Genomic DNA, 18004 nt, shown 5'->3' on the forward strand with positions numbered 1-18004 from the left:
CTTATTCCTCGTGGCGCAGGCGGCGGAAGAGCTTCTGCAGGCCCCAGGTGATGCCCGCCCAGGCCGTGAGGACGAGGACCAGCAGGCCGATGTTGCGCGGCGTCGGGTGCTCCAGGATGCGGGAGAGGCCCTCGCCGACGAGGGAGAGGAGGGCGATGCCCGGCAGCAGGCCGAGGGCGGTGCCCAGCATGTAGTCGAGGAAGCGGATCCGCATCGCCCCGGCCACGAGGTTCACGAGGGTGAAGGGGGCGACCGGCAGCAGGCGGATGGTGGTGACGGCTAGGATGCCGTTGCGGTTCACCGACTGGCTGACTCGGTTGATCCGCGGGCCCAGCATCCGGCGGAGCAGGTTGGGGCCGAGCTTCCGCCCCGCCCCGTAGGTGGCCGCCGCCGAGACCAGGGCGCCGACCGCGGCGTAGAGCAGCCCGGGCCAGGTGCCGAAGGCCGCGGCCGTGCCGAGGATGAGGACGTTGACCGGGAAGGCCACGAAGCCGAGCAGCAGGAAGAGCCCGACCGAGGCCGCCGGGCCCCAGGAGCCGCCGGCGGTGAGCGCCGCCTTCATCGCCTCCGGCGTCATGTACTGGGCGACGGGCGTCGCCTTCCACAGCAGCAGGAGGAGGGCGACCGGCAGCAGCATGAGCGCCGCGCGGGCGAGCAGCGGCCAGGGCTCCCCGGAGGAGGGGGCGACGTCGGGGTGGCCGAGGTAGTCGGCCAGGAACTCGCCGGACTCGATGGGGCGGCGGGGGTCGGCCGCGCGCTCGATGCCCGGCAGCAGGCTGCGGGCGGGGGCGTCGCCGTCCTCGACGTCGCGCAGGCTGTGGCCGTCGCGCGAGAGGCCCTTCACGGCCTTCAGGATCGAGCCCGTCTCGCGCAGCCGCGCCGCGACCTCGCCAGCGGTCGCCCCCGTGTGCTCGGCGATGAGGCGGTCCCGGATGCCGGCCACCGCCGCGCGCTGGGCCTCGTCCGCGGCCTCGACCATGAGGTCGCACTCGGTGTCCGTGCCCATGGAGCGGTTGCAGAGGTTGGAGGAGGCGACGCGGAGCAGGCGATCGTCCACCACCATGACCTTCGCGTGGACCATCACCTCCGATTCCGCCGCCCCGCGCGCGACGTGCGGGAAGGTGAGCCGCACCCGGTCGCCCACCCCCGCCCGGCGCAGCGCCCGCATGAAGCGGATGCGGCCGGCGAGCATCGTGCGGTGCTCGAGCCAGGTCTGGTGGGTCTTGGGGGCGACGATCAAGGCCTCGAGCGCCGGGCGCTCCTTGAGGCGGCGGATGAGGGCGCGGGCGATGCGGCCGCAGGTGAGGAACTGGTTCTCGATGTAGAGGCTGCGCTCCGCCGCGCCGATCATGTCGAGGTAGAGGGCCTCCACCTCCCGCACCTCGGGGGCGCCGTCGTGCTTCGGATGGGTGCGGGCGATGCCGAGGGTGACGTCGCGCAGGTCCGGCGCCACCGAGGCCGGCCAGGGGTCGCGGCCGGCGGGCGGGGTGGGGTCGGCGGGCATGCACTCCTCGCAGGCGCGCGCCCAGCGGTCGGCGACGAGCTCCGCCAGCGCCGCCGCGGCCTCGCCGTCGACCACCATCTGCACGTCGTGGAAGGGCGGGTAAGGCTTGCCCCCGGGGTCGGTGCGGCCGGGGTCCTCGGGCTCGTGCGCGTTGCGGTCCCAGCGGCGGATGGTCAGGTCCAGCCCGCCGGAGAAGGCGACGAGGCCGTCGACCACGACCACCTTCTGGTGGTGGGAGGCGCCGAAGGGGGTCCGGTCGTCGAGGCAGAGCTCCACCCCCTCCGGCACGCCCCAGCGAAGGGTGATCGCCGGCAGGAGCTGGCGCTCGAGCGCGTAGAGGACGGAGTAGTCCCAGAGGAGGAGCTTCACCGAGAGGCCTGGGCGGCGCTCGACCAGGGCGGTGAGGAAGGCGCCCAGCTCCTCCGGCAGGCCGTCCTCCGGCGGGTGCTCGCCCACGAGCCGGGTGCGGCTGTCGATGTCCCAGCCCACGATGTGGATGCTGCGCTCGGCCGCGAGCATCGCCTCGCGCAGCGCGGCGAAGTAGGTGGCGCCGTCCGACAGCACCGCCGCCCGGGGCGCGCGGGCCACGCGCCAGGCGTTGCGGCCGGGGTCGAGCAGGGAGGCGGGGGCGGGGGCCGCGCGCGGGGGCAGGGTCCGGGGGCGCGGGGGAGCGTCGGTGAGCATCCGTCGGCTAACGCCGCAGGCTCCGTTTCGTTCGCGGGTGCGGGATGGGCGGCCCGGCTCTTGCTAAATCACATCCTCATGGGGCCAGGTGCCTGTTTTGCTGGGGGGAACGCGATGCTGTGGGACGTGGCGAGGGACAGGGGCCCCGAGGCGGCGGCGCGCGCCGCGCTGGACCGGATCGAGGCCTGGGCCGACCCCGCCCTCTTCCTCCATCGCGTCCCCGAGGCGGCGGTGATGGCCGAGGCCGCGCGCCTGGCCGCGGAGGGCCCGATGGGGCGGCCCCTCTACGGCATCCCCTATGTCGTGAAGGACAACATCGACGCGGCCGGCCTGCCGACCACCGCGGCCTGCCCCGACTTCGCCCGCGTGGCGGAGGCCGACGCGCCCACGGTCGCCCGGCTGCGCGCGGCGGGGGCGATCCTGCTCGGCAAGGTGAACCTCGACCAGTTCGCGACGGGTCTCGTCGGCGTGCGCAGCCCCTATGGCACGCCGCGCAACGCGGTGGACGCGGCCTGCGTGCCCGGGGGCTCCTCCTCGGGCTCGGCCAGCGCCGTCGCGGCGGGCATCGCGGCCTTCTCGCTGGGCACGGACACGGCGGGATCGGGGCGGGTGCCGGCGGCGTTCCAGAACATCGTCGGGCTGAAGCCGAGCCTCGGCCTCGTGCCGACGCGGGGCGTGGTGCCGGCCTGCCGCTCGCTCGACGCCGTCTCGGTCTTCGCGCTGACGGCCGCGCAGGCGGGGGCGGTGCTGGCGGTGCTGGCCGGGCCGGACGCGGCCGATCCCTACTCCCGCGCGGCGCCCGCGGGCTGGCGGGCCACGGGCGGCGCGGTGCCCCCCGCGCTCCGCGTCGCGGTGCCGGAGGAGGCGGAGCTTCTCTTCGACACGCCGGACGACGCCGCGCTGTTCCGCGCCGCCCTCGCGCGGCTGGAGGGGATGGGGGCGGTGCTGGAGCGCGTCTCCATCGCGCCCTTCCTGGCGCTCGCCCGCCGCCTCTACGACGGCGCCTGGGTGGCCGAGCGGACGGCGGCGCTGCGGGACTGGGTGGAGAACCGCCCGGCCTCGCTGCACCCGGTCACCCGGACCATCCTGGAGGGCGGCCTCGCCCGTCGCACGGTGGACGCCTTCGACGACTTCCACGCGGTGGCGGAGGCGCGGCTCCTCTCGCGGGCGCTGTTCGCGCGCGCCGACCTGCTGGCGGTGCCGACCGCGCCGGGCATCCCGACGCTGGCGGACCTGGCCGCCGAGCCGGTGGCCGCCAACAGCCGCTGCGGCACCTACACGAACTTCGTGAACCTGCTGGACCTCTCGGCGCTGGCGCTGCCCGCGGGATTCCGGGGCGACGGGCGGCCGGCGGGGGTCACCCTCATCGGCCCCGCCTTCGCCGAGGCGCGGCTGCTCGCGGTGGGGGGCGCCCTGCACCACGCGGCCGGGCTGCCGCTCGGCGCCACCGGCGAGCCGACGCCGCCGCCCGAGGCGGGGGCCGGCGCGGGGGCGGGGGAGATCCCGCTCTTCTGCATCGGCGCGCACATGGCGGGCCTGCCGCTGAACGGGCAGGTCACCGCGCTCGGCGGGCGCTTCCTGCGGCGGGACCGGGCGGCGCCGGGCTACCGGCTCTACGCGCTGGGCAACCGGCCCGGGCTGATCCGGGGCGAGGGCGAGGCGGCGATCGAGGGGGAGGTCTGGGCCCTGCCGGCCGCGGGGATCGGCCCCCTGCTGGCCCAGGTGCCGCCGCCGCTCGGCTTCGGGACGGTGGCGCTGGAAAGCGGGCCCTGCCTCGGCTTCCTGGCGGAGCCCGCCGGCCTGGTGGGGGCGCCCGAGATCACGGCGCTTGGAGGATGGCGGGCCTACCTGGCATCGCGCTGACGGGGGGCGCGGCGGGAGGCGGTGCCAGCTCCGCCCGGGCCGCCGCCACGGCCTCGGCGAGGCTGGCCCGGAAGCGGACGGCGGGCGGGCGCACCCCGTGGGTGCGCAGAACCCGCCGGATCGGCGGGCTCGCGCCGGCGAGGAGGACGAGCGCGCCCGCGCGCCGCGCCTTGCGGGCGAAGCCCTCGATCGTCGCGGCCGCCGTGGAATCGAGCACGGGCACGGCCGAGACGTCGATCACGTAGGCCCGGGGCGGCGCGCCCACCCCGTCCAGCGCGGCTCCCACCCCGGCCGCCGCGCCGAAGAAGAAGGCGCCGGCGATGCGGATGACCGCGATGTCGGGATCGGCGGGGAGGGCGTCGCCCTCCTCCGCGGCGTCGGCCTGGTCGGCCTCCACCACGGGGCGGCCGGTCTCCACCCGCACGGCCTGGGCCATGCGGTGCAGGAAGAGCAGCGCGCCGATGCCGAAGCCGATGACGATGCCCTCGATCAGGTCGCGGAAGACGACGAGGAGGAGGGTGGCGAAGAGCACCACGCCGTCCCCACGCGAGCCGCGCAGGAGGGCGGCCATGGCGTGCCGCTCCACCATGTTCCAGGCGACCACCGCCAGCAGCCCGGCCAGCGCCGCCAGCGGGATATAGGCCGCGAGCGGCGCGGCCAGCAGCATGAAGAGAAGCAGGAAGACCGCGTGCAGCATGCCCGAGACTGGGCCGCGGGCGCCGGCGCGCACGTTCGTCGCGGTGCGGGCGATGGTGCCGGTGACGCAGAAGCCGCCGAAGAGGGCGGAGCCGATGTTGGCGACTCCCTGCGCCACCAGCTCGGCGTTGGAGCGGTGCCGGCGACCGCTCATGCTGTCCGCCACCACGGCCGAGAGAAGGCTCTCGATGCCGCCCAGCAGCGCGAAGGAGAGCGCGGCCGGGAGCACCGCGAGGACGGCCTCGGGGCTCATGTCCGGCAGGGCGGGCGCGGGCAGGGATTGCGGGATGCCGCCGAAGCGGGTGCCGATGGTCTCCACGGGCAGGCCGAGGCCCGTGGCGAGGGCCGCCGCGGCGGCGACCGCGATGAGGAAGCCCGGCCAGGTCGGGCGCCACCGCCGCAGCACCAGGATGATCGCGACCGACAGCGCGGCCACGCCCATCGCCGCCGGGCTGGCCGTCGGCAGCGCCCCCCAGAGCGCCGCGAGCTTCGGCAGGAAGGGGCCGGGCTCGCGCGCCAGCGTGAGGCCCAGCAGGTCCTTCATCTGGCTGGCGAGGATGATCACGCCGATGCCGGCGGTGAAGCCGACGGTCACGGGGTAGGGGATGTACTTGATGAAGGTGCCGAGGCGCAGCAGGCCGATGGCCATCAGGATGAGCCCCGACAGCAGCGTCGCCAGCACCAGCCCCTCGATCCCGTGCACGGCGACGGTGGAGGCGACGAGCACGATGAAGGCGCCCGCCGGCCCCCCGATCTGGAAGCGGCTGCCGCCGAGGAGCGAGACGAGGAAGCCGCCCACGATAGCCGTGTAGAGCCCCCGGTCCGGGCCCATGCCGGAGGCGATGGCGATGGCCATGGAAAGGGGGAGGGCGACGATGGCCACGGTGAGCCCCGCCACCGCGTCCGCCCGCAGCGCCCCGAGCCCATAGCCCTCCCGCAGGACGGTCACGAGCTTGGGGGTGAACATCTCCGCGAAGCCCGGGCCCTTCGGCGCGGGCGCCCGCCTCAGATCACGCGCACGGGCTTTCCCGCCATCCATGCCTTCAGCGCCTCCAGCGCGCCGCCGTAGAAATGCTCATAGTTCTGGCGCGTGACATAGCCGAGATGCGGCGTCAGCACCGTGTTCGGCAGGGACGCGAGGGCGGTGCCGGCCGGCAGGGGCTCCTCGTCGTAGACGTCGAGGGCGGCGCCGGCGAGGCGGCGCGCGCGCAGCGCCTCCTCCAGCGCCGCCGTGTCCACGAGCGGCCCGCGCGAGGTGTTCACGAGGTAGGCGCCGGGCTTCATCAGGCCGAGCTCGGCCGCGCCGATCGTGTGGCGGGAGCGCTCCGAGAGGACGAGGTGGAGCGTCACGACGTCGGCTTCCCGCAGCAGCTCCTCCTTGCTCACCCGCGTGGCGTCGGCGGCGCGCGCGGCCTCGTCGGTCAGGTTCGTGCTCCAGGCGAGCACCCGCATGTCGAAGGCGCGCGCCACCCGCGCCACCCGCTGGCCCTGCTTGCCCAGCCCGATGACGCCGAGGGTGCGCCCCTCCAGCCCCTCGCCGAGCACCGTCTGCCAGCGGCCCTCGCGCAGCGCGCGGTCCTGGGCGGGGATGTCGCGGAGGAGGGCAAGGATGAGGCCCCAGGTGAGCTCCGAGGTCGGGGAGGTGGTGCCGGGCGTGCCGCAGAAGGTGATCCCGCGCTCCTTCAGCGCCGCCGCGTCCACCGAGTTGTTCCGCCCGGCCGTGGTGACCAGCAGCCGGAGGTTCGGCAGTCGCTCGATCAGCGAGCGCGGGAAGGGGGTGCGCTCGCGCATGAGGACGATGGCGTCGTAAGGGGCGAGGCGGGCCGCCAGCGCGTCCGGGTCCTTGATCGTGTCGCGGAAGACGTCCACGGGCACGCCGAGCGAGCCCCAGTCGCCGAAGGAGAGGGCGACGCCCTGGTAGTCGTCCAGCACCGCGATGCGGCTCAGCGTGTTCATGCGCGCTTCTTCCTCCGGTGGGCGCGCCGGTGGCGAGTCCCTTGCCCCCAGGCTAGGCCAGAACCCCGCCCCCGTCAGGGGTGCCGAGAAGCCGCTCCACGGGGTCGCCCAGGCGCAGCGCGCCGCCCTCGATCACGCGGGCGGTGATGCCGCCGTGGCCGCGCACGGCGTTGTAGCCGCCGGGGCCGAGCTCCTCGTCCATGCGCGAGCAGGGGTGGCAGTCGCCCGACCATTCCAGCAGCACCTCGCCGACCCGGAAGCGACGGTTGCGGAGCGCCGAGAGGTTGATGCCCTCCACCACGAGGTTCCGCCGCAGCCGCGCCGGTTCCACCGCCTCGCGCGCGAGGTAGCCGGCGATGGCGCGGAGCTGCTCGGCCGCGATGAGCGTCACCTGCCGCGCGCCGTCGCGGGTGCTGGCGAAGCGGTCGCCGGACAGGCCTTGGCCGCGCTCGGCGCGGGCGGCCTCCACCGCCCGCACCGGCGCGCGGCGGGCCGGGCGGAGCCCGATCCAGGCGAGGCGGCCGGGGGCCACCGGCCCGTCGATCAGCCGCGCGAGCATGGAGCCGGGGGCGGGCGAGGCGGGGCGCGGGGGCTCGCCGAAGAGGTCGCGGGTCAGGGCGCGTAGCCCGTGGGAAGGGCGGTCGTGTACTTGATCTGCTCCATCGAGAAGCTCGAGCTGACGTCGAAGAGGTCCGCCATCTCGATGAGGCGCTTGTAGACGCCGTCATAGGCCGCGATGTCCGGCACGACGACGCGGAGAAGGTAGTCGACGCTGCCGCTCATGCGGTGGAACTCCAGCACCTCGGGGATCTCGCTGACCGCGCGGCAGAAGCGCTCGGCCCAGTCCATGCTGTGGCGGTTGGTGCGGATGGTGACGAAGACGGTGACGCCGACGCGCATCTTCGCGGGGTCCAGCAGGGCCACGCGGCGGCGGATCACGCCCTCCTCCTCCAGCCGCCGGATGCGGCGCCAGCAGGGGGAGGGGGAGAGGCCGGCGCGCTGGGCGACCTCGGCCACCGAGAGGGTGGCGTCCTCCTGCAGGCATTCGAGGATCTTGCGGTCGAACCCGTCGAGCGGGGATGGATTTTGCGCCAATTCGGCCAATCCAGGTATGGAATGGCGGCATTGTCGGGTGATGCGGCATGGAACGCAATCCCATGCCCCGCGACGACCACTAGGATCGGCGCCACGCCCGAGGAGCCGACGCGCATGCCGACCCCGTCCTTCACCGACCACCCGGCCTCGGTGGGCGAGACCTACACCGAGCACCTGCACACGGCCGCCTGGTTCGGCTGGCGGATGCTGCTGGGCTCGCTCGCCTGCTTCGTGCACGCGGTGCTGCCCTTCCTGTTCACGCGCACGGGGTCGGCGACCATCACCCAGCTGCACGACCGGATGGTGCTGAACCGGGTGCGGGCGGCCCGCGCCCCGGACGCCGCCGGGGACGCCGCGCGCCAGCCTCTCTAGCCGAAGGTCGCGCTGAACAGCGACAGGCCGGGTGCGGGCGCCTCGACCTCCACGAGGTGCTCGCCGTAGGTCTCGCCGTCGAGCAGCGTGTAGAGGGTCGGCCGGCCGACCTCGACCACGCGCCAGGCGCCGCCATCGGCCCGCACGCGCAGGGGGATGCCCTCGGCCATCCCCTCCGCCACCCCGGCCACGAGGTGGAGCCGGGCCGCCGAGAAGCGCATCCGCAGGCCGCCGCGCGCGGAGCGGAGCACCAGCTCCTCCTCGCCCCGCGCCCAGGTGCCGTCGAGGTCGTAGCGGTTCAGGCCCGGCCCCGCGCCCGCGAAGGCGTAGGTGGCCTCGCCGCGCCGGGGCGACTGCGCGCGCTCCTGCGGGGTCGGGTGCAGGGCGCCGAAATAGACCTCGGGCGAGCGGACATGGGACAGGTCCGGGTCCTCGCCCGGGCGCGCCGGGAAGGGGCCGGAGAGGCCGAGAAGCCCGCGGATCGCCCCCTCCATCTCCCGCGCGTGGCCCTCCCCCTCCCGCAGGAGGACCACCCGGCCCTCGCGGTCGAGCAGGTAGAAGGCGGGCCAAGCCTGGTTGCTCCAGGCGCGCCAGGTCCGGCGGTCGTTGTCCTGGCCCACGGGGTAGAGGATGCCGAACTCCCGCACCGCGGCCTCGACGTTGCGGCGCATCCGCTCGAAGCCGAATTCCGGCGTGTGGATGCCGACCACCTGCAGCCCGCGCGGCCCGTACTCGGCCTGCCAGCGGTTGAGGTAGGGGACGGTGCGGCGGCAGTTGATGCAGGAGTAGGTCCAGAAGTCGACCAGCGCGACCTTGCCGCGCAGCCCGGCGACCGAGAGCGGCGCCGGCGCGTTGATCCAGCCGTCGATCCCCACGAAGTCGGGCGCCTGGGGGGCGAAGGAGCGGGCCGGGGAGGGGGCCAGGGCCGGCACCAGGCCGGCCAGGAGCCCCGGGGCGAGGAGGCGGCGTCCGGGCAAGGGGGTCACTCCATCAGGCCTGGTGGAGCTGACGACGCGGCGGGCGGGATTCAAGGCCGCCGCGCCGGGGCGGTCAGGCCGCCTCCAGCTTCTCCGACAGCTCCAGCCATTCCTCCTCGAGCTTGCCGAGGGTGGCGGCGATGGCGGCGCGGCGGGTGTTCGCCCAGGCGATGTCGGCGGGCTTGAAGCGCGCGTAGGTCTCGGTGTTGGAGAGCTTCTTCTCCAGCAGCCGGTCCTCGAGCCGCAGCTTCTCCATCCGCGCCTCGACCTCGCGCACGCGCTCCTTGATGGGGGCGAGCGCGGCGCGGGCGGCGGCGCGGCTGGCGGCGGTGGGCTTCGGCGCCGCCTCGGCCTCGCCGCGGTTGGCGGCGCGCGCCTCGCTCCGGGCCTCCCGGGCGCGGCCGGCCAGCCAGGCGCGGTAGTCCGCGAGGTCGCCGTCGAAGGGCTTCACCTGCCCGTCCGCGACCAGCCAGAGCTGGTCGGCGGCCAGCTCCACCATGTGCGGGTCGTGGGTGATGATGACGACGGCGCCCTTGTACTCGGCGAGCGCGCGGACCATCGCCTCGCGCGCGTCGATGTCGAGGTGGTTGGTGGGCTCGTCGAGGATGAGGAGCTGGGGCGCGTCGCGCGTGGTGAGCGCCAGCAGCAGCCGCGCCTTCTCGCCGCCCGAGCAGTCGCTGATCTTCGTCGTGGCGCGGTCGACGTCGAGGCCGAAGCGCGCGAGCTGGCCGCGCACCTGGGTGATGGTGGCCTTGGGCATCACGGCCTGCATGTGCGACAGCGGCGTGCCCTGCGGGTCCAGCGCCTCCGCCTGGTGCTGGTCGAAGTAGCCGATCTTGAGCCGCGGCGTGCGCCGCACCTCCCCGGAACTGGCCTCCAGCTTGCCGGCGATGAGCTTGGCGAGGGTGGACTTGCCGTTGCCGTTGGCGCCGAGCAGGGCCACGCGGTCCTCCTGGTCGAGGCGCAGGCCGAGGCCGCTGAGGATGGTGCGGTTCCCGTAGCCGACGGAGGCGCCGTACATCGTCAGGATGGGCGGCGCGACCTCCACGGGGTCGGGGAACTCGAAGCGGGTCGGGCCGTCCTCCACCGTCGCGATCACGGGCGGCAGCTTCTCGAGCGCCTTGATGCGGGACTGGGCCTGGCGCGCCTTGCTCGCCTTGGCGCGGAAGCGGTCCACGAAGGCCTGCATGTGCGCGCGCTCGGCCATGATCTTCACGTTGGCCGCGGCCTGCTGGGCCATGCGCTCCGTGCGGATGCGCACGAACTCGGAGTAGCCGCCCGGGTAGGTCGTGATCTTGCCGCGGTCGAGGTGCGCGATGCTGTCCACGCACTCGTCCAGCACCTCCCGGTCGTGGGAGATGATGATGGCGGCGCCGGAGAAGCGCTTAATCCAGCCCTCCAGCCAGATCGTCGCCTCGAGGTCGAGGTGGTTGGTGGGCTCGTCGAGCAGCAGCAGGTCGGGCTCGAGCGAGAGGGCGCAGGCGAGCGCGACGCGCATCCGCCAGCCGCCCGAGTACTCCCGCACGGGGCGGAGCTGGGCCGCGCCGTCGAAGCCGAGGCCGGCGAGCACCGCGCCGGCCCGCGCCGGGGCGGCGTCGGCGCCGATGGCGATCAGCCGCTCCTGGACCTCGGCCACGCGGGCGGGGTCGCCGTGCTCCATCTCGGCCAGGAGCGCCGCGCGCTCGGTGTCGGCGGCCAGCACGGTGTCGATGAGGGAGACGTCCGTGCCCGGCTGCTCCTGCGCCACATGGGCCATGCGGGCGCGGGCGGCGACGCGGATCTCGCCGCCATCCGGGGAGAGGGCGCCGGTGAGGGCCCGGAACAGGGTGGACTTCCCGGCGCCGTTCCGCCCCACGAGGCCCAGCTTCCGGCCGGGGTCGAGCTGCAGGTTGGCGCCGTCCAGCAGGGTGCGCCCGGCCATGCGGATGGTCAGGTCGCGAAGGGCGAGGACGGTCATGGCGCCCCTTCTAGACCGCGGGGAGGGCGGGACGGAACGCCGCATTGCGCATCCCCGTCGCGCGCCGGCCGAGGGGGGCTCCCCCTCCGCCCTTGCAGCGGGCGCGCCGCGTGCTAGGCCCGTCCCCTCGAGACCGAGGGGGAGCGAGGCGGCCGATGGACAGGACCCACCACCACCCGCCGCCGAGCGCCCTGCGCCGCTTCCTCGATTCGGAGTCCTCGGGCGGGCTGGTGCTGATGGGGGCGGCCGCCCTGGCGCTGGTCATCGCCAACACGCCGCTGAACGCCGCCTACCAGGGGGTGCTGCACGCCCATCTCGGCCCGCTTTCGGTCGAGGAATGGATCAACGACGGGCTGATGGCCCTGTTCTTCCTGTTCGTCGGCCTGGAGATCAAGCGCGAGGCGGTCGACGGGCAGCTCGCCACCTGGCCCCGCCGCGCGCTGCCCGGGCTCGCGGCCGCGGGGGGGATGCTGGTGCCCGCCCTCATCTACCTGATGGTCAACCCCAGCCGCACCGCGCATGGCTGGGCCATCCCGACCGCGACCGACATCGCCTTCGCCCTCGGCGTCCTCTCGCTGCTCGGCCGGCGCGTGCCGGCCTCGCTCCGGGTCTTCCTGGCAGCGCTGGCCATCATCGACGACCTCGGGGCGGTGGCCATCATCGCGGTCTTCTACACGGGGGGCCTCTCCCTGCCCGACCTCGCGGCCGCGGCGGCCGTGATCGCGGTGCTGGCGGCGATGAACCGGCTGGGCGTGCTCCGGCTCCTGCCCTACCTCCTGCTCGGCGCCGTGCTCTGGGTGCTGATGCTGCGCTCGGGGGTCCACGCGACGCTGGCGGGGGTCTTCCTCTCCCTCACCATTCCCCTGCGCCACCGGCCCGGCGCGGTCGACGACGAGCGCGCGAGCCCGCTGCACCGGCTGGAGCACCGCCTGGCCGTGCCCGTGGGCTTCGTCATCGTGCCCGTCTTCGGGCTGGCCAACGCGGGGGTGCCCTTCCTGAACCTGCCGGGGGAGGCCCTGGTCGCCCCGGTCACGCTGGGCGTCGGCCTCGGGCTGCTCCTGGGCAAGGCGATCGGCGTCTTCGGGGCGGCCAGCCTCGCGATCCGCCTCGGCCTCGCGGACATGCCCGCCCATGCCAGCCGCCTCCAGCTCTTCGGCGTGGCCCTCCTCTGCGGGATCGGCTTCACGATGAGCCTCTTCGTCACCCTGCTCGCCTTCCCCGGCGACCCGCTGCTCCAGGCGGAGGCGAAGATCGGCATCCTCGGCGGCTCCCTTCTCTCGGGGCTGCTCGGCTACGCCCTGTTGCGCGTGGCGCCGCGGGACGTCCCGGCGACGCCCTCGCGGTGAGGGGGCGGGGCGGGTCCCCCTTGCCGAACGCCCCCGGCGCCGCTACCGGCGCCCACACCAACAGAGGGAAACCGCCACCATGGCCACCGAGCGCACCTTTTCGATCCTCAAGCCCGACGCGACCCGCCGGAACCTGACCGGCAAGATCAACGCCGTCTTCGAGGAGAAGGGCCTGCGCATCGTCGCCCAGCGCCGCATCCAGATGACCCAGTCGATGGCCGAGACCTTCTACGGCGTCCACAAGGAGCGGCCTTTCTTCAAGGACCTCGTCTCCTTCATGACCTCTGGCCCCGTGGTCGTGCAGGTGCTCGAGGGCGAGGACGCGGTGGCCAGGAACCGCGAGATCATGGGCGCCACCAACCCCGCCAACGCGGCCGAGGGCACCATCCGCAAGCTCTTCGCCGAGAGCATCGAGGCGAACTCGGTCCACGGCTCCGACAGCCCGGAGAACGCGGCGACCGAGATCGCCTTCTTCTTCGCCGGCCACGAGATCGTCGGCTGAGGCGGCCGGGCCGGGAGGGTCCCTCCCGGCCCTTTTTGCCCCGTCTCGGAAATGAGTGCTTCGCCGGGGGCGGCGCCCGTGCGATCAACCCGGCCTAACCGCCACGCACTGGAACACCGCCTTGCCGAGGATCATGGCCACGAGCCCGGGGCCGCGCCGCCCATGACCGCCGCCCAGGCCGAGGCCCCCGCGGCCGTCGCGGCGCCAATCGAGCTCAGCCCGGTCGAGAACCGGACCGAGGTCCGGAACCATTTCCGCCGCTGGCGCAAGGCCCTGGCCGCCGACGCCCGCTTCCCCGCCGCCCGCCGGCCGGAGCCCGAGGACGAGGCGGAGGCGGTGAAGGACGGCTTCCAGTGGAAGCTCACCCTCCGCCCGGCCGGGCAGGCCGCGGCGCTGGACTTCAGCATCCGGCTGCTCGAGAAGTCCGCTTCCTACACGCCGCTCGACCGGAACAACCAGGCGGCGATCGGCCGCGACCGGGCCGACGGGCGCTTCTACATCCTGCGCCAGTGGTACGACACGAAGCGGATCGGCAGCCGGGCGCTGAACGCCGAGGCCCTGGCCGGCTACGACGCGCCGCGCCCGGCCGACCTGCTCCACGCGGAGTCCAAGCCCAACGCGGGCCGCGGCCGGCTCTACCTGGTGGTGGCCTGCCTGGACGACACGGACGAGGCGATCGCCGAGCAGACCCACGCGGCGCTGGGCGCCTTCCACCGCGTGGCCAAGGCGGCGCGCGCCGACTTCATCTGACGGGCTTGTCTGACCGGCCGGGCGCCGCCCCGCGAGGGGGCGGGCCCTAGCCGAAGCTGATGCCGGTGTCCCGCATCAGCCCCTGCACCAGGACCCGCTCGCTCACCAGGCGACGGGCCAGCCCCTCGGCGTCCGGCGGCACCGCCGTGGCTCCCATGGCCGCCAGGCGCCGGCGCACCTCCTCGTCCCTCGTCGCGAACTCCACGGCCTGCTCCAGCTGCCGCAGGACCGGCTCGGGCGTGCCGGCGCGGCAGAACATCGCGTTCCAGCTGGTGAGGTCGAAGTCCGGGAAGCCGGATTCGGCGATCGTCGGCACCCCCTCGATGCCGCCGCGCCGCTGGCCCGAGGTCAGGGCGATGGGCCGCGCCCGCCCGCCCTCCATCACCGGGTGGAGCGAGTTGGCCGAGAGATAACCGGACGGCAGGGTGCCCCCCGCCAGGTCGCGCGCGACCTCGGCGCCCCCGCGGTAGGGGATGTGCTCCATCTTCACCCCCGCGCGGTGCGCCAGCAGCGCCCCGGCGAGGTGCCCGGTGTTGCCCACCCCCGGCGTGCCGTAGGGCATGCCGTCCGGCATGGCCCGCGCCGCGTCGAGGTAGCCCTTGAGGTCCCGCACCGGCGAGGAGCCCGGGACGGCCAGGATGTAGGGGACCTCCGCCACCATCCCGACCGGGGTGAAGTCGCGCTCGTAGTCGAAGGGCAGGTTGCGGTTGATGAACTGGGCGATGATGAAGGAGGCGGCGTCGAAGAGCAGCGTGTGGCCGTCCGCCGGCGCCTGGAAGACCTGCCCGGCTGCGAGCGCCCCCCCGGCGCCGGTGCGGTTCTCCACCACCACCGTCTGCCCGAGGAACTCCGCCATCCTCGGCTGGATGAGCCGGGACATGGTGTCGGAGTTGCCGCCCGCCGCGAAGGCGATCACCACCCGGATGGGGCGGCTGGGGAAGCCCGCCTGCGCCCGCACCGCCGGGGCGGCCAGCAGCCCGCCCGCCAGGAGGCCCCCCACCAGGGCGCCGAGGCCGCGCCGGCCCGGCCGCGGCGGGGACGGGGGGGCGGGAAATCGGCTCATCGGGCGCGCTCCTTCACGGCGCCGGCCCTTGGCGGGCCCGTCGCGTCGCCCGATCCTGCGCCGGCCCGCCCGTTGGGTCGAGTTCAGGAGACCGCGATGACCCCCCCGATCCTCCGGCCGCTGCAGGAGGGCGAGATGCCCGCGCTGGTGGCGATGCAGTCCGCCTCCTTCGCGGCCCTCGCCACCGCCTACCCGGCCGCTCTGACCCCGGCCTACGACGCCATGCTGCGGGAGCCGGGCTACGCGGCGGAGGTGGCGGAGAGTGACGTCTGGGTCGCGGAGGCGGGGGGCGCGATCCTCGGCAGCGCGGGGTGGCTCGGGCAGGGGGACGGGGTGGGGCGGATCCGCAAGGTCTTCGTCCACCCCGACGCCGCCCGGCGGGGCCTGGCGACGCGGCTGGTGCGCGCGGCGGAGGAGCGGGGGCGGGGGGCCGGCTGCACCCGCTTCGTGCTGCGCGCCTACCTCAACGCCGTGCCGTTCTACGAGAGCCTCGGCTACGCCGCGGACCGGCCGGGCGAGCGGCCTCTGCCGGGCGGTCTCTCCATGCCCGTGCTGTTCATGCGGCGCGGCTGAGCCCCGGCCGCGCCGCGTAGGACACGCCCGCGAAGTCCCGCAGCCGCTGCTCGACATCGGCGAAGGCGACCCGCGCGGCCTCGGGCACCGGGGCGTCCGGGGTGCGGGTGCGGTGCTCCAGCCAGCGGGCCACCGCGCCCGCGCCGCGGCGATGGGCGGCGGCGACCAGCCCGGCCTCGGTCAGCGGGACGGTTCCCCCGTCGGTCGCGGTCACCGTCTGCCCGGCGGCGCGAAGGGAGCCGTTGGCCGCGAGCTGCTGCTCCGCCCGCAGGAGATAGTCGCTCATCGCCGTCTCCTGGGCGGCGGGATTGCTGAGGAAGTCGGCCTCGCTCCGCACGCCGGCCGCCGCGGCGCGCTCGGTCCAGGCGCCGGCGCCGTCCTGCCAGCCGATATCGCGGAGTGCGATCGGCATGAATTGGTAACGGCCGAGCGCGCCGGAGGTGGGGTTGCGGGCGGCCCAGCCCGCCCCCGCGCTCTCGAGCGCCGCGATCCGGTTGCGGAAGGTGGCATCGGTGCCAGCAGCGGGGGGGCTGCCGGGGGTGCCGGCGCCCGCCAGCGCGCGCTCGGCCGGCGCCGCCGCGGGGGGGCGCGGCGGGGTGAAGGGCGCCTGGGCCCGCGCAAGCGCGCCCTTGAAGTCCGCCGTCTTGGCGACCGTCTTCACGGCGCGGCCGGGCCGCAGGGCGGGGGCCTGCACTGCCTGTGTGCTCATGCCACGGAACCTGCCACAGGGGCCTCAGCGGAGGGTTAACGGGCAGGCGTTCTGTCTGGCGCAACTTGGCGGGGAGAGTTCCGTTCTCCGGGCCAGCCCAGAAGGACCCCGCGCATGCCCGACGACCAGACGACGCCCCAGCCGCCGCAGCACCAGGACCGCCAGCCCGGCATCGAAGCGGCGATGACGCCCCGGCCGCAGTCGTCGATGGAGAACTGGCGCCCCTCGGGCAAGCTGGAGGGCAAGACGGCGCTCGTCACCGGCGGGGATTCCGGCATCGGGCGCGCGGTCGCCATCGGCTTCGCGAAGGAGGGGGCCGACGTCGTCGTCCTCTACAAGGACGAGCACGAGGACGCCGCCGAGACGAAGCGCCTGGTGGAGGCGGCCGGGCGGCGCTGCGAGACGATCGCGGGCGATGTCGGCGACGCGTCGTTCGTGCGCGAGGCCGTCGCGCGCGCGGCCGGGTTCCTCGGCGGGCGCATCGACGTGCTCGTGAACAACGCGGCCGAGCAGCACGAGAACAAGGATTTCGCGACGATCGACGAGGCGCAGGTGGAGCGCACCTTCCGCACGAACATCCTCGGCTACTTCTGGGTGGCGAAGAACGCGCTGGCGCACATGCCCGAGGGCGGCACGATCATCAACACGACCTCCGTGACCGCCTACAAGGGCAGCCCGCAGCTCATCGACTACTCGAGCACGAAGGGCGCCATCCTCGCCTTCACGCGGAGCCTCTCGCAGCAGCTTTTCGAGAACCGGAAGATCCGCGTGAACGCGGTCGCGCCCGGGCCGATCTGGACGCCGCTGATCCCCGCGAGCTTCACGGACGAGGAGTCGGCCAAGCACGGCTCCTCCGCGAAGATGGGCCGCGCGGGGCAGCCGGACGAGGTGGCGCCGAGCTACATCTTCCTCGCCTCCGAGGCGGACAGCTCCTACATCAACGGGCAGGTGCTGCACCCCAACGGGGGCGACGTGGTGAACGCCTAGGTCGCCAGCCGCCACCCCGCCGCCGCGCGGCTCAGGCGGAGGGCGAGGGGGGCGGCGGGGTCCTCGACGGCGAAGGGGATCGCCTCGCCGTCGGCGACGACCGTGTAGCGGCCGATGCGCATCGTCTCCCCCGCCAGCAGGGGGCCGGCGCGGCCTTCGGCGTCCGTCGTCCACTCCCCAGCCGGGGCGCCCTCGATGCGGAGCGCCAGCGCCAGCCCGGCGAACGGGGTGCCGTCAGCGCCGGCCGCTGCGAGGACAATGCGGCCGCGCGGCGGCTCCGCGTCCGGCGCCGCCACCCGCGCCGCGAGGCGGAGGCGCGAGACATGGGCGACCTCCTCCAGCGCGGCCGCGCGCTCCACGGCGACGGGGTTGCCGAGCCGCGCCCGGAAGCGCCGGAGCACGTCCGGCCCCGTGTGCCGGCGAAGGCAGATCATGAAGGGGATGCCGTGCCGCGCGCGGTAGGCCGCGTTCAGCCGCCGGAGCTCCCCCGCATCCTCGAGCCCCGCGCCGCCCTGCTCCTCGCGGGAGGCGGCGGTCATGTCGGGGGGCAGGGCGCCGGCGGTGAGCTCGGGGTGGAGGTTGAGGAAACGAACGCGCCCCGCCTCGTCCTCGCCGCGGACCACGGCCATCAGCGCGGCGTGCAGGGCGGCGGTGCTGGCGAAGGGGCGGGAGGCGGCCGCGCGCCGGGCGACCCAGGGGGCGTGCTCGAAGACGCCGTCGAGCGCGGCGGCGAAGCCCTCCGCCGGCAGCGCGTTCAGCGCCGCGAGGTCCGGCCGGGGCACGGGGCCCGCTGCCTGTCCATCGCCCATGCCGCGTCCTTTCGCCCTGCCGCCGGGATGATCCCAGCCCGGGGCAGGGCGGGCAACGGGGGGCGGGGCGTTTCACGGTGCAGCATTTACCGCCCTGGCGCGTTCATCGAGCTCGGTCCGGGCTGTCCCGGGCGGCGAGACCCCATCCCCGAGGAGCGCGG

General features: G+C 74.9%; 17 protein-coding genes. 7 read left to right on the plus strand and 10 right to left on the minus strand.

Going from position 1 to position 18004, the window contains the following annotated elements; all coding sequences use genetic code 11:
* Position 1: 1 nt before the first annotated feature.
* The gene (locus EAH89_RS02690; protein WP_140881236.1) at positions 2–2188 is read right to left on the minus strand and encodes a VTT domain-containing protein; all 2187 of its coding nucleotides are present in this window, start codon (positions 2186–2188) and stop codon (positions 2–4) included.
* A 126-nt stretch (positions 2189–2314) separates the two neighbouring features.
* On the opposite strand from EAH89_RS02690, the gene atzF reads away from it, so the two are divergent.
* Positions 2315–4051: an allophanate hydrolase gene (gene atzF / locus EAH89_RS02695; RefSeq protein ID WP_161993458.1), complete on the plus strand. Its 1737-nt coding sequence runs from the start codon at positions 2315–2317 to the stop codon at positions 4049–4051.
* Here the strand turns inward: atzF and EAH89_RS02700 are convergent.
* The 4 genes from EAH89_RS02700 to EAH89_RS02715 are packed head-to-tail and all read right to left on the minus strand — an operon-like array spanning position 4008 to position 7798.
* On the minus strand, positions 4008–5714 hold the full coding sequence (locus EAH89_RS02700) for a SulP family inorganic anion transporter (protein WP_241666830.1): 1707 nt from the start codon (positions 5712–5714) through the stop codon (positions 4008–4010). The two genes, atzF and EAH89_RS02700, sit on opposite strands and share 44 nt — an antisense overlap.
* Before the next feature lie 38 nt (positions 5715–5752).
* Positions 5753–6703 (minus strand): D-2-hydroxyacid dehydrogenase family protein, encoded by a 951-nt coding sequence (locus EAH89_RS02705; protein WP_140881239.1) that lies wholly within the window; start codon positions 6701–6703, stop codon positions 5753–5755.
* A 52-nt stretch (positions 6704–6755) separates the two neighbouring features.
* Positions 6756–7262: an MOSC domain-containing protein gene (locus EAH89_RS02710; RefSeq protein WP_140881240.1), complete on the minus strand. Its 507-nt coding sequence runs from the start codon at positions 7260–7262 to the stop codon at positions 6756–6758.
* A 53-nt stretch (positions 7263–7315) separates the two neighbouring features.
* On the minus strand, positions 7316–7798 hold the full coding sequence (locus EAH89_RS02715) for an Lrp/AsnC family transcriptional regulator (protein ID WP_140881241.1): 483 nt from the start codon (positions 7796–7798) through the stop codon (positions 7316–7318).
* 114 nt (positions 7799–7912) lie between these two features.
* Between EAH89_RS02715 and EAH89_RS02720 the strand changes: the two genes are divergently transcribed.
* The gene (locus tag EAH89_RS02720; RefSeq protein ID WP_140881242.1) at positions 7913–8170 is read left to right on the plus strand and encodes a DUF6356 family protein; all 258 of its coding nucleotides are present in this window, start codon (positions 7913–7915) and stop codon (positions 8168–8170) included.
* On the opposite strand, the gene EAH89_RS02725 is transcribed toward EAH89_RS02720, so the two are convergent.
* Both EAH89_RS02725 and EAH89_RS02730 read right to left on the minus strand, forming a co-directional pair.
* Positions 8167–9147 (minus strand): redoxin family protein, encoded by a 981-nt coding sequence (locus EAH89_RS02725; RefSeq protein WP_161993459.1) that lies wholly within the window; start codon positions 9145–9147, stop codon positions 8167–8169. The two genes, EAH89_RS02720 and EAH89_RS02725, sit on opposite strands and share 4 nt — an antisense overlap.
* A gap of 73 nt (positions 9148–9220) precedes the next feature.
* Positions 9221–11104 carry an ABC-F family ATP-binding cassette domain-containing protein gene (locus EAH89_RS02730; protein WP_140881244.1) on the minus strand — a complete coding sequence of 628 codons (1884 nt, stop codon included), beginning with the start codon at positions 11102–11104 and terminating at the stop codon, positions 9221–9223.
* 155 nt (positions 11105–11259) lie between these two features.
* On the opposite strand from EAH89_RS02730, the gene nhaA reads away from it, so the two are divergent.
* From nhaA to EAH89_RS02745, 3 genes are all read left to right on the plus strand, one after another.
* Positions 11260–12450, plus strand: coding sequence for a Na+/H+ antiporter NhaA (nhaA, locus tag EAH89_RS02735; protein WP_140881245.1), 1191 nt, complete (start codon positions 11260–11262; stop codon positions 12448–12450).
* A 79-nt stretch (positions 12451–12529) separates the two neighbouring features.
* Positions 12530–12952 (plus strand): nucleoside-diphosphate kinase, encoded by a 423-nt coding sequence (ndk, locus tag EAH89_RS02740; protein ID WP_140881246.1) that lies wholly within the window; start codon positions 12530–12532, stop codon positions 12950–12952.
* 162 nt (positions 12953–13114) lie between these two features.
* On the plus strand, positions 13115–13702 hold the full coding sequence (locus EAH89_RS02745; RefSeq protein ID WP_140881247.1) for a hypothetical protein: 588 nt from the start codon (positions 13115–13117) through the stop codon (positions 13700–13702).
* 46 nt (positions 13703–13748) lie between these two features.
* Here EAH89_RS02745 and EAH89_RS02750 read toward each other — a convergent pair whose 3' ends face one another.
* Positions 13749–14765 (minus strand): Bug family tripartite tricarboxylate transporter substrate binding protein, encoded by a 1017-nt coding sequence (locus EAH89_RS02750; RefSeq protein WP_140881248.1) that lies wholly within the window; start codon positions 14763–14765, stop codon positions 13749–13751.
* Between the two features lie 96 nt (positions 14766–14861).
* On the opposite strand from EAH89_RS02750, the gene EAH89_RS02755 reads away from it, so the two are divergent.
* Positions 14862–15338 (plus strand): GNAT family N-acetyltransferase, encoded by a 477-nt coding sequence (locus EAH89_RS02755; RefSeq protein WP_140881249.1) that lies wholly within the window; start codon positions 14862–14864, stop codon positions 15336–15338.
* Here the strand turns inward: EAH89_RS02755 and EAH89_RS02760 are convergent.
* A complete protein-coding gene (locus EAH89_RS02760; RefSeq protein ID WP_140881250.1) occupies positions 15322–16047 on the minus strand; it encodes a hypothetical protein in 726 nt (241 codons plus the stop codon). The genes EAH89_RS02755 and EAH89_RS02760 overlap by 17 nt on opposite strands.
* 114 nt (positions 16048–16161) lie before the next feature.
* On the opposite strand from EAH89_RS02760, the gene EAH89_RS02765 reads away from it, so the two are divergent.
* Positions 16162–17034: an SDR family oxidoreductase gene (locus EAH89_RS02765; protein WP_140881251.1), complete on the plus strand. Its 873-nt coding sequence runs from the start codon at positions 16162–16164 to the stop codon at positions 17032–17034.
* On the opposite strand, the gene uraD is transcribed toward EAH89_RS02765, so the two are convergent.
* Complete coding sequence (gene uraD / locus EAH89_RS02770) at positions 17031–17843, minus strand: 2-oxo-4-hydroxy-4-carboxy-5-ureidoimidazoline decarboxylase (protein ID WP_140881252.1); 813 nt, start codon at positions 17841–17843, stop codon at positions 17031–17033. The two genes, EAH89_RS02765 and uraD, sit on opposite strands and share 4 nt — an antisense overlap.
* Positions 17844–18004 lie beyond the last annotated feature (161 nt).

Source organism: Muricoccus nepalensis (assembly GCF_006438825.1).
GTDB lineage: Bacteria > Pseudomonadota > Alphaproteobacteria > Acetobacterales > Acetobacteraceae > Roseomonas > Roseomonas nepalensis.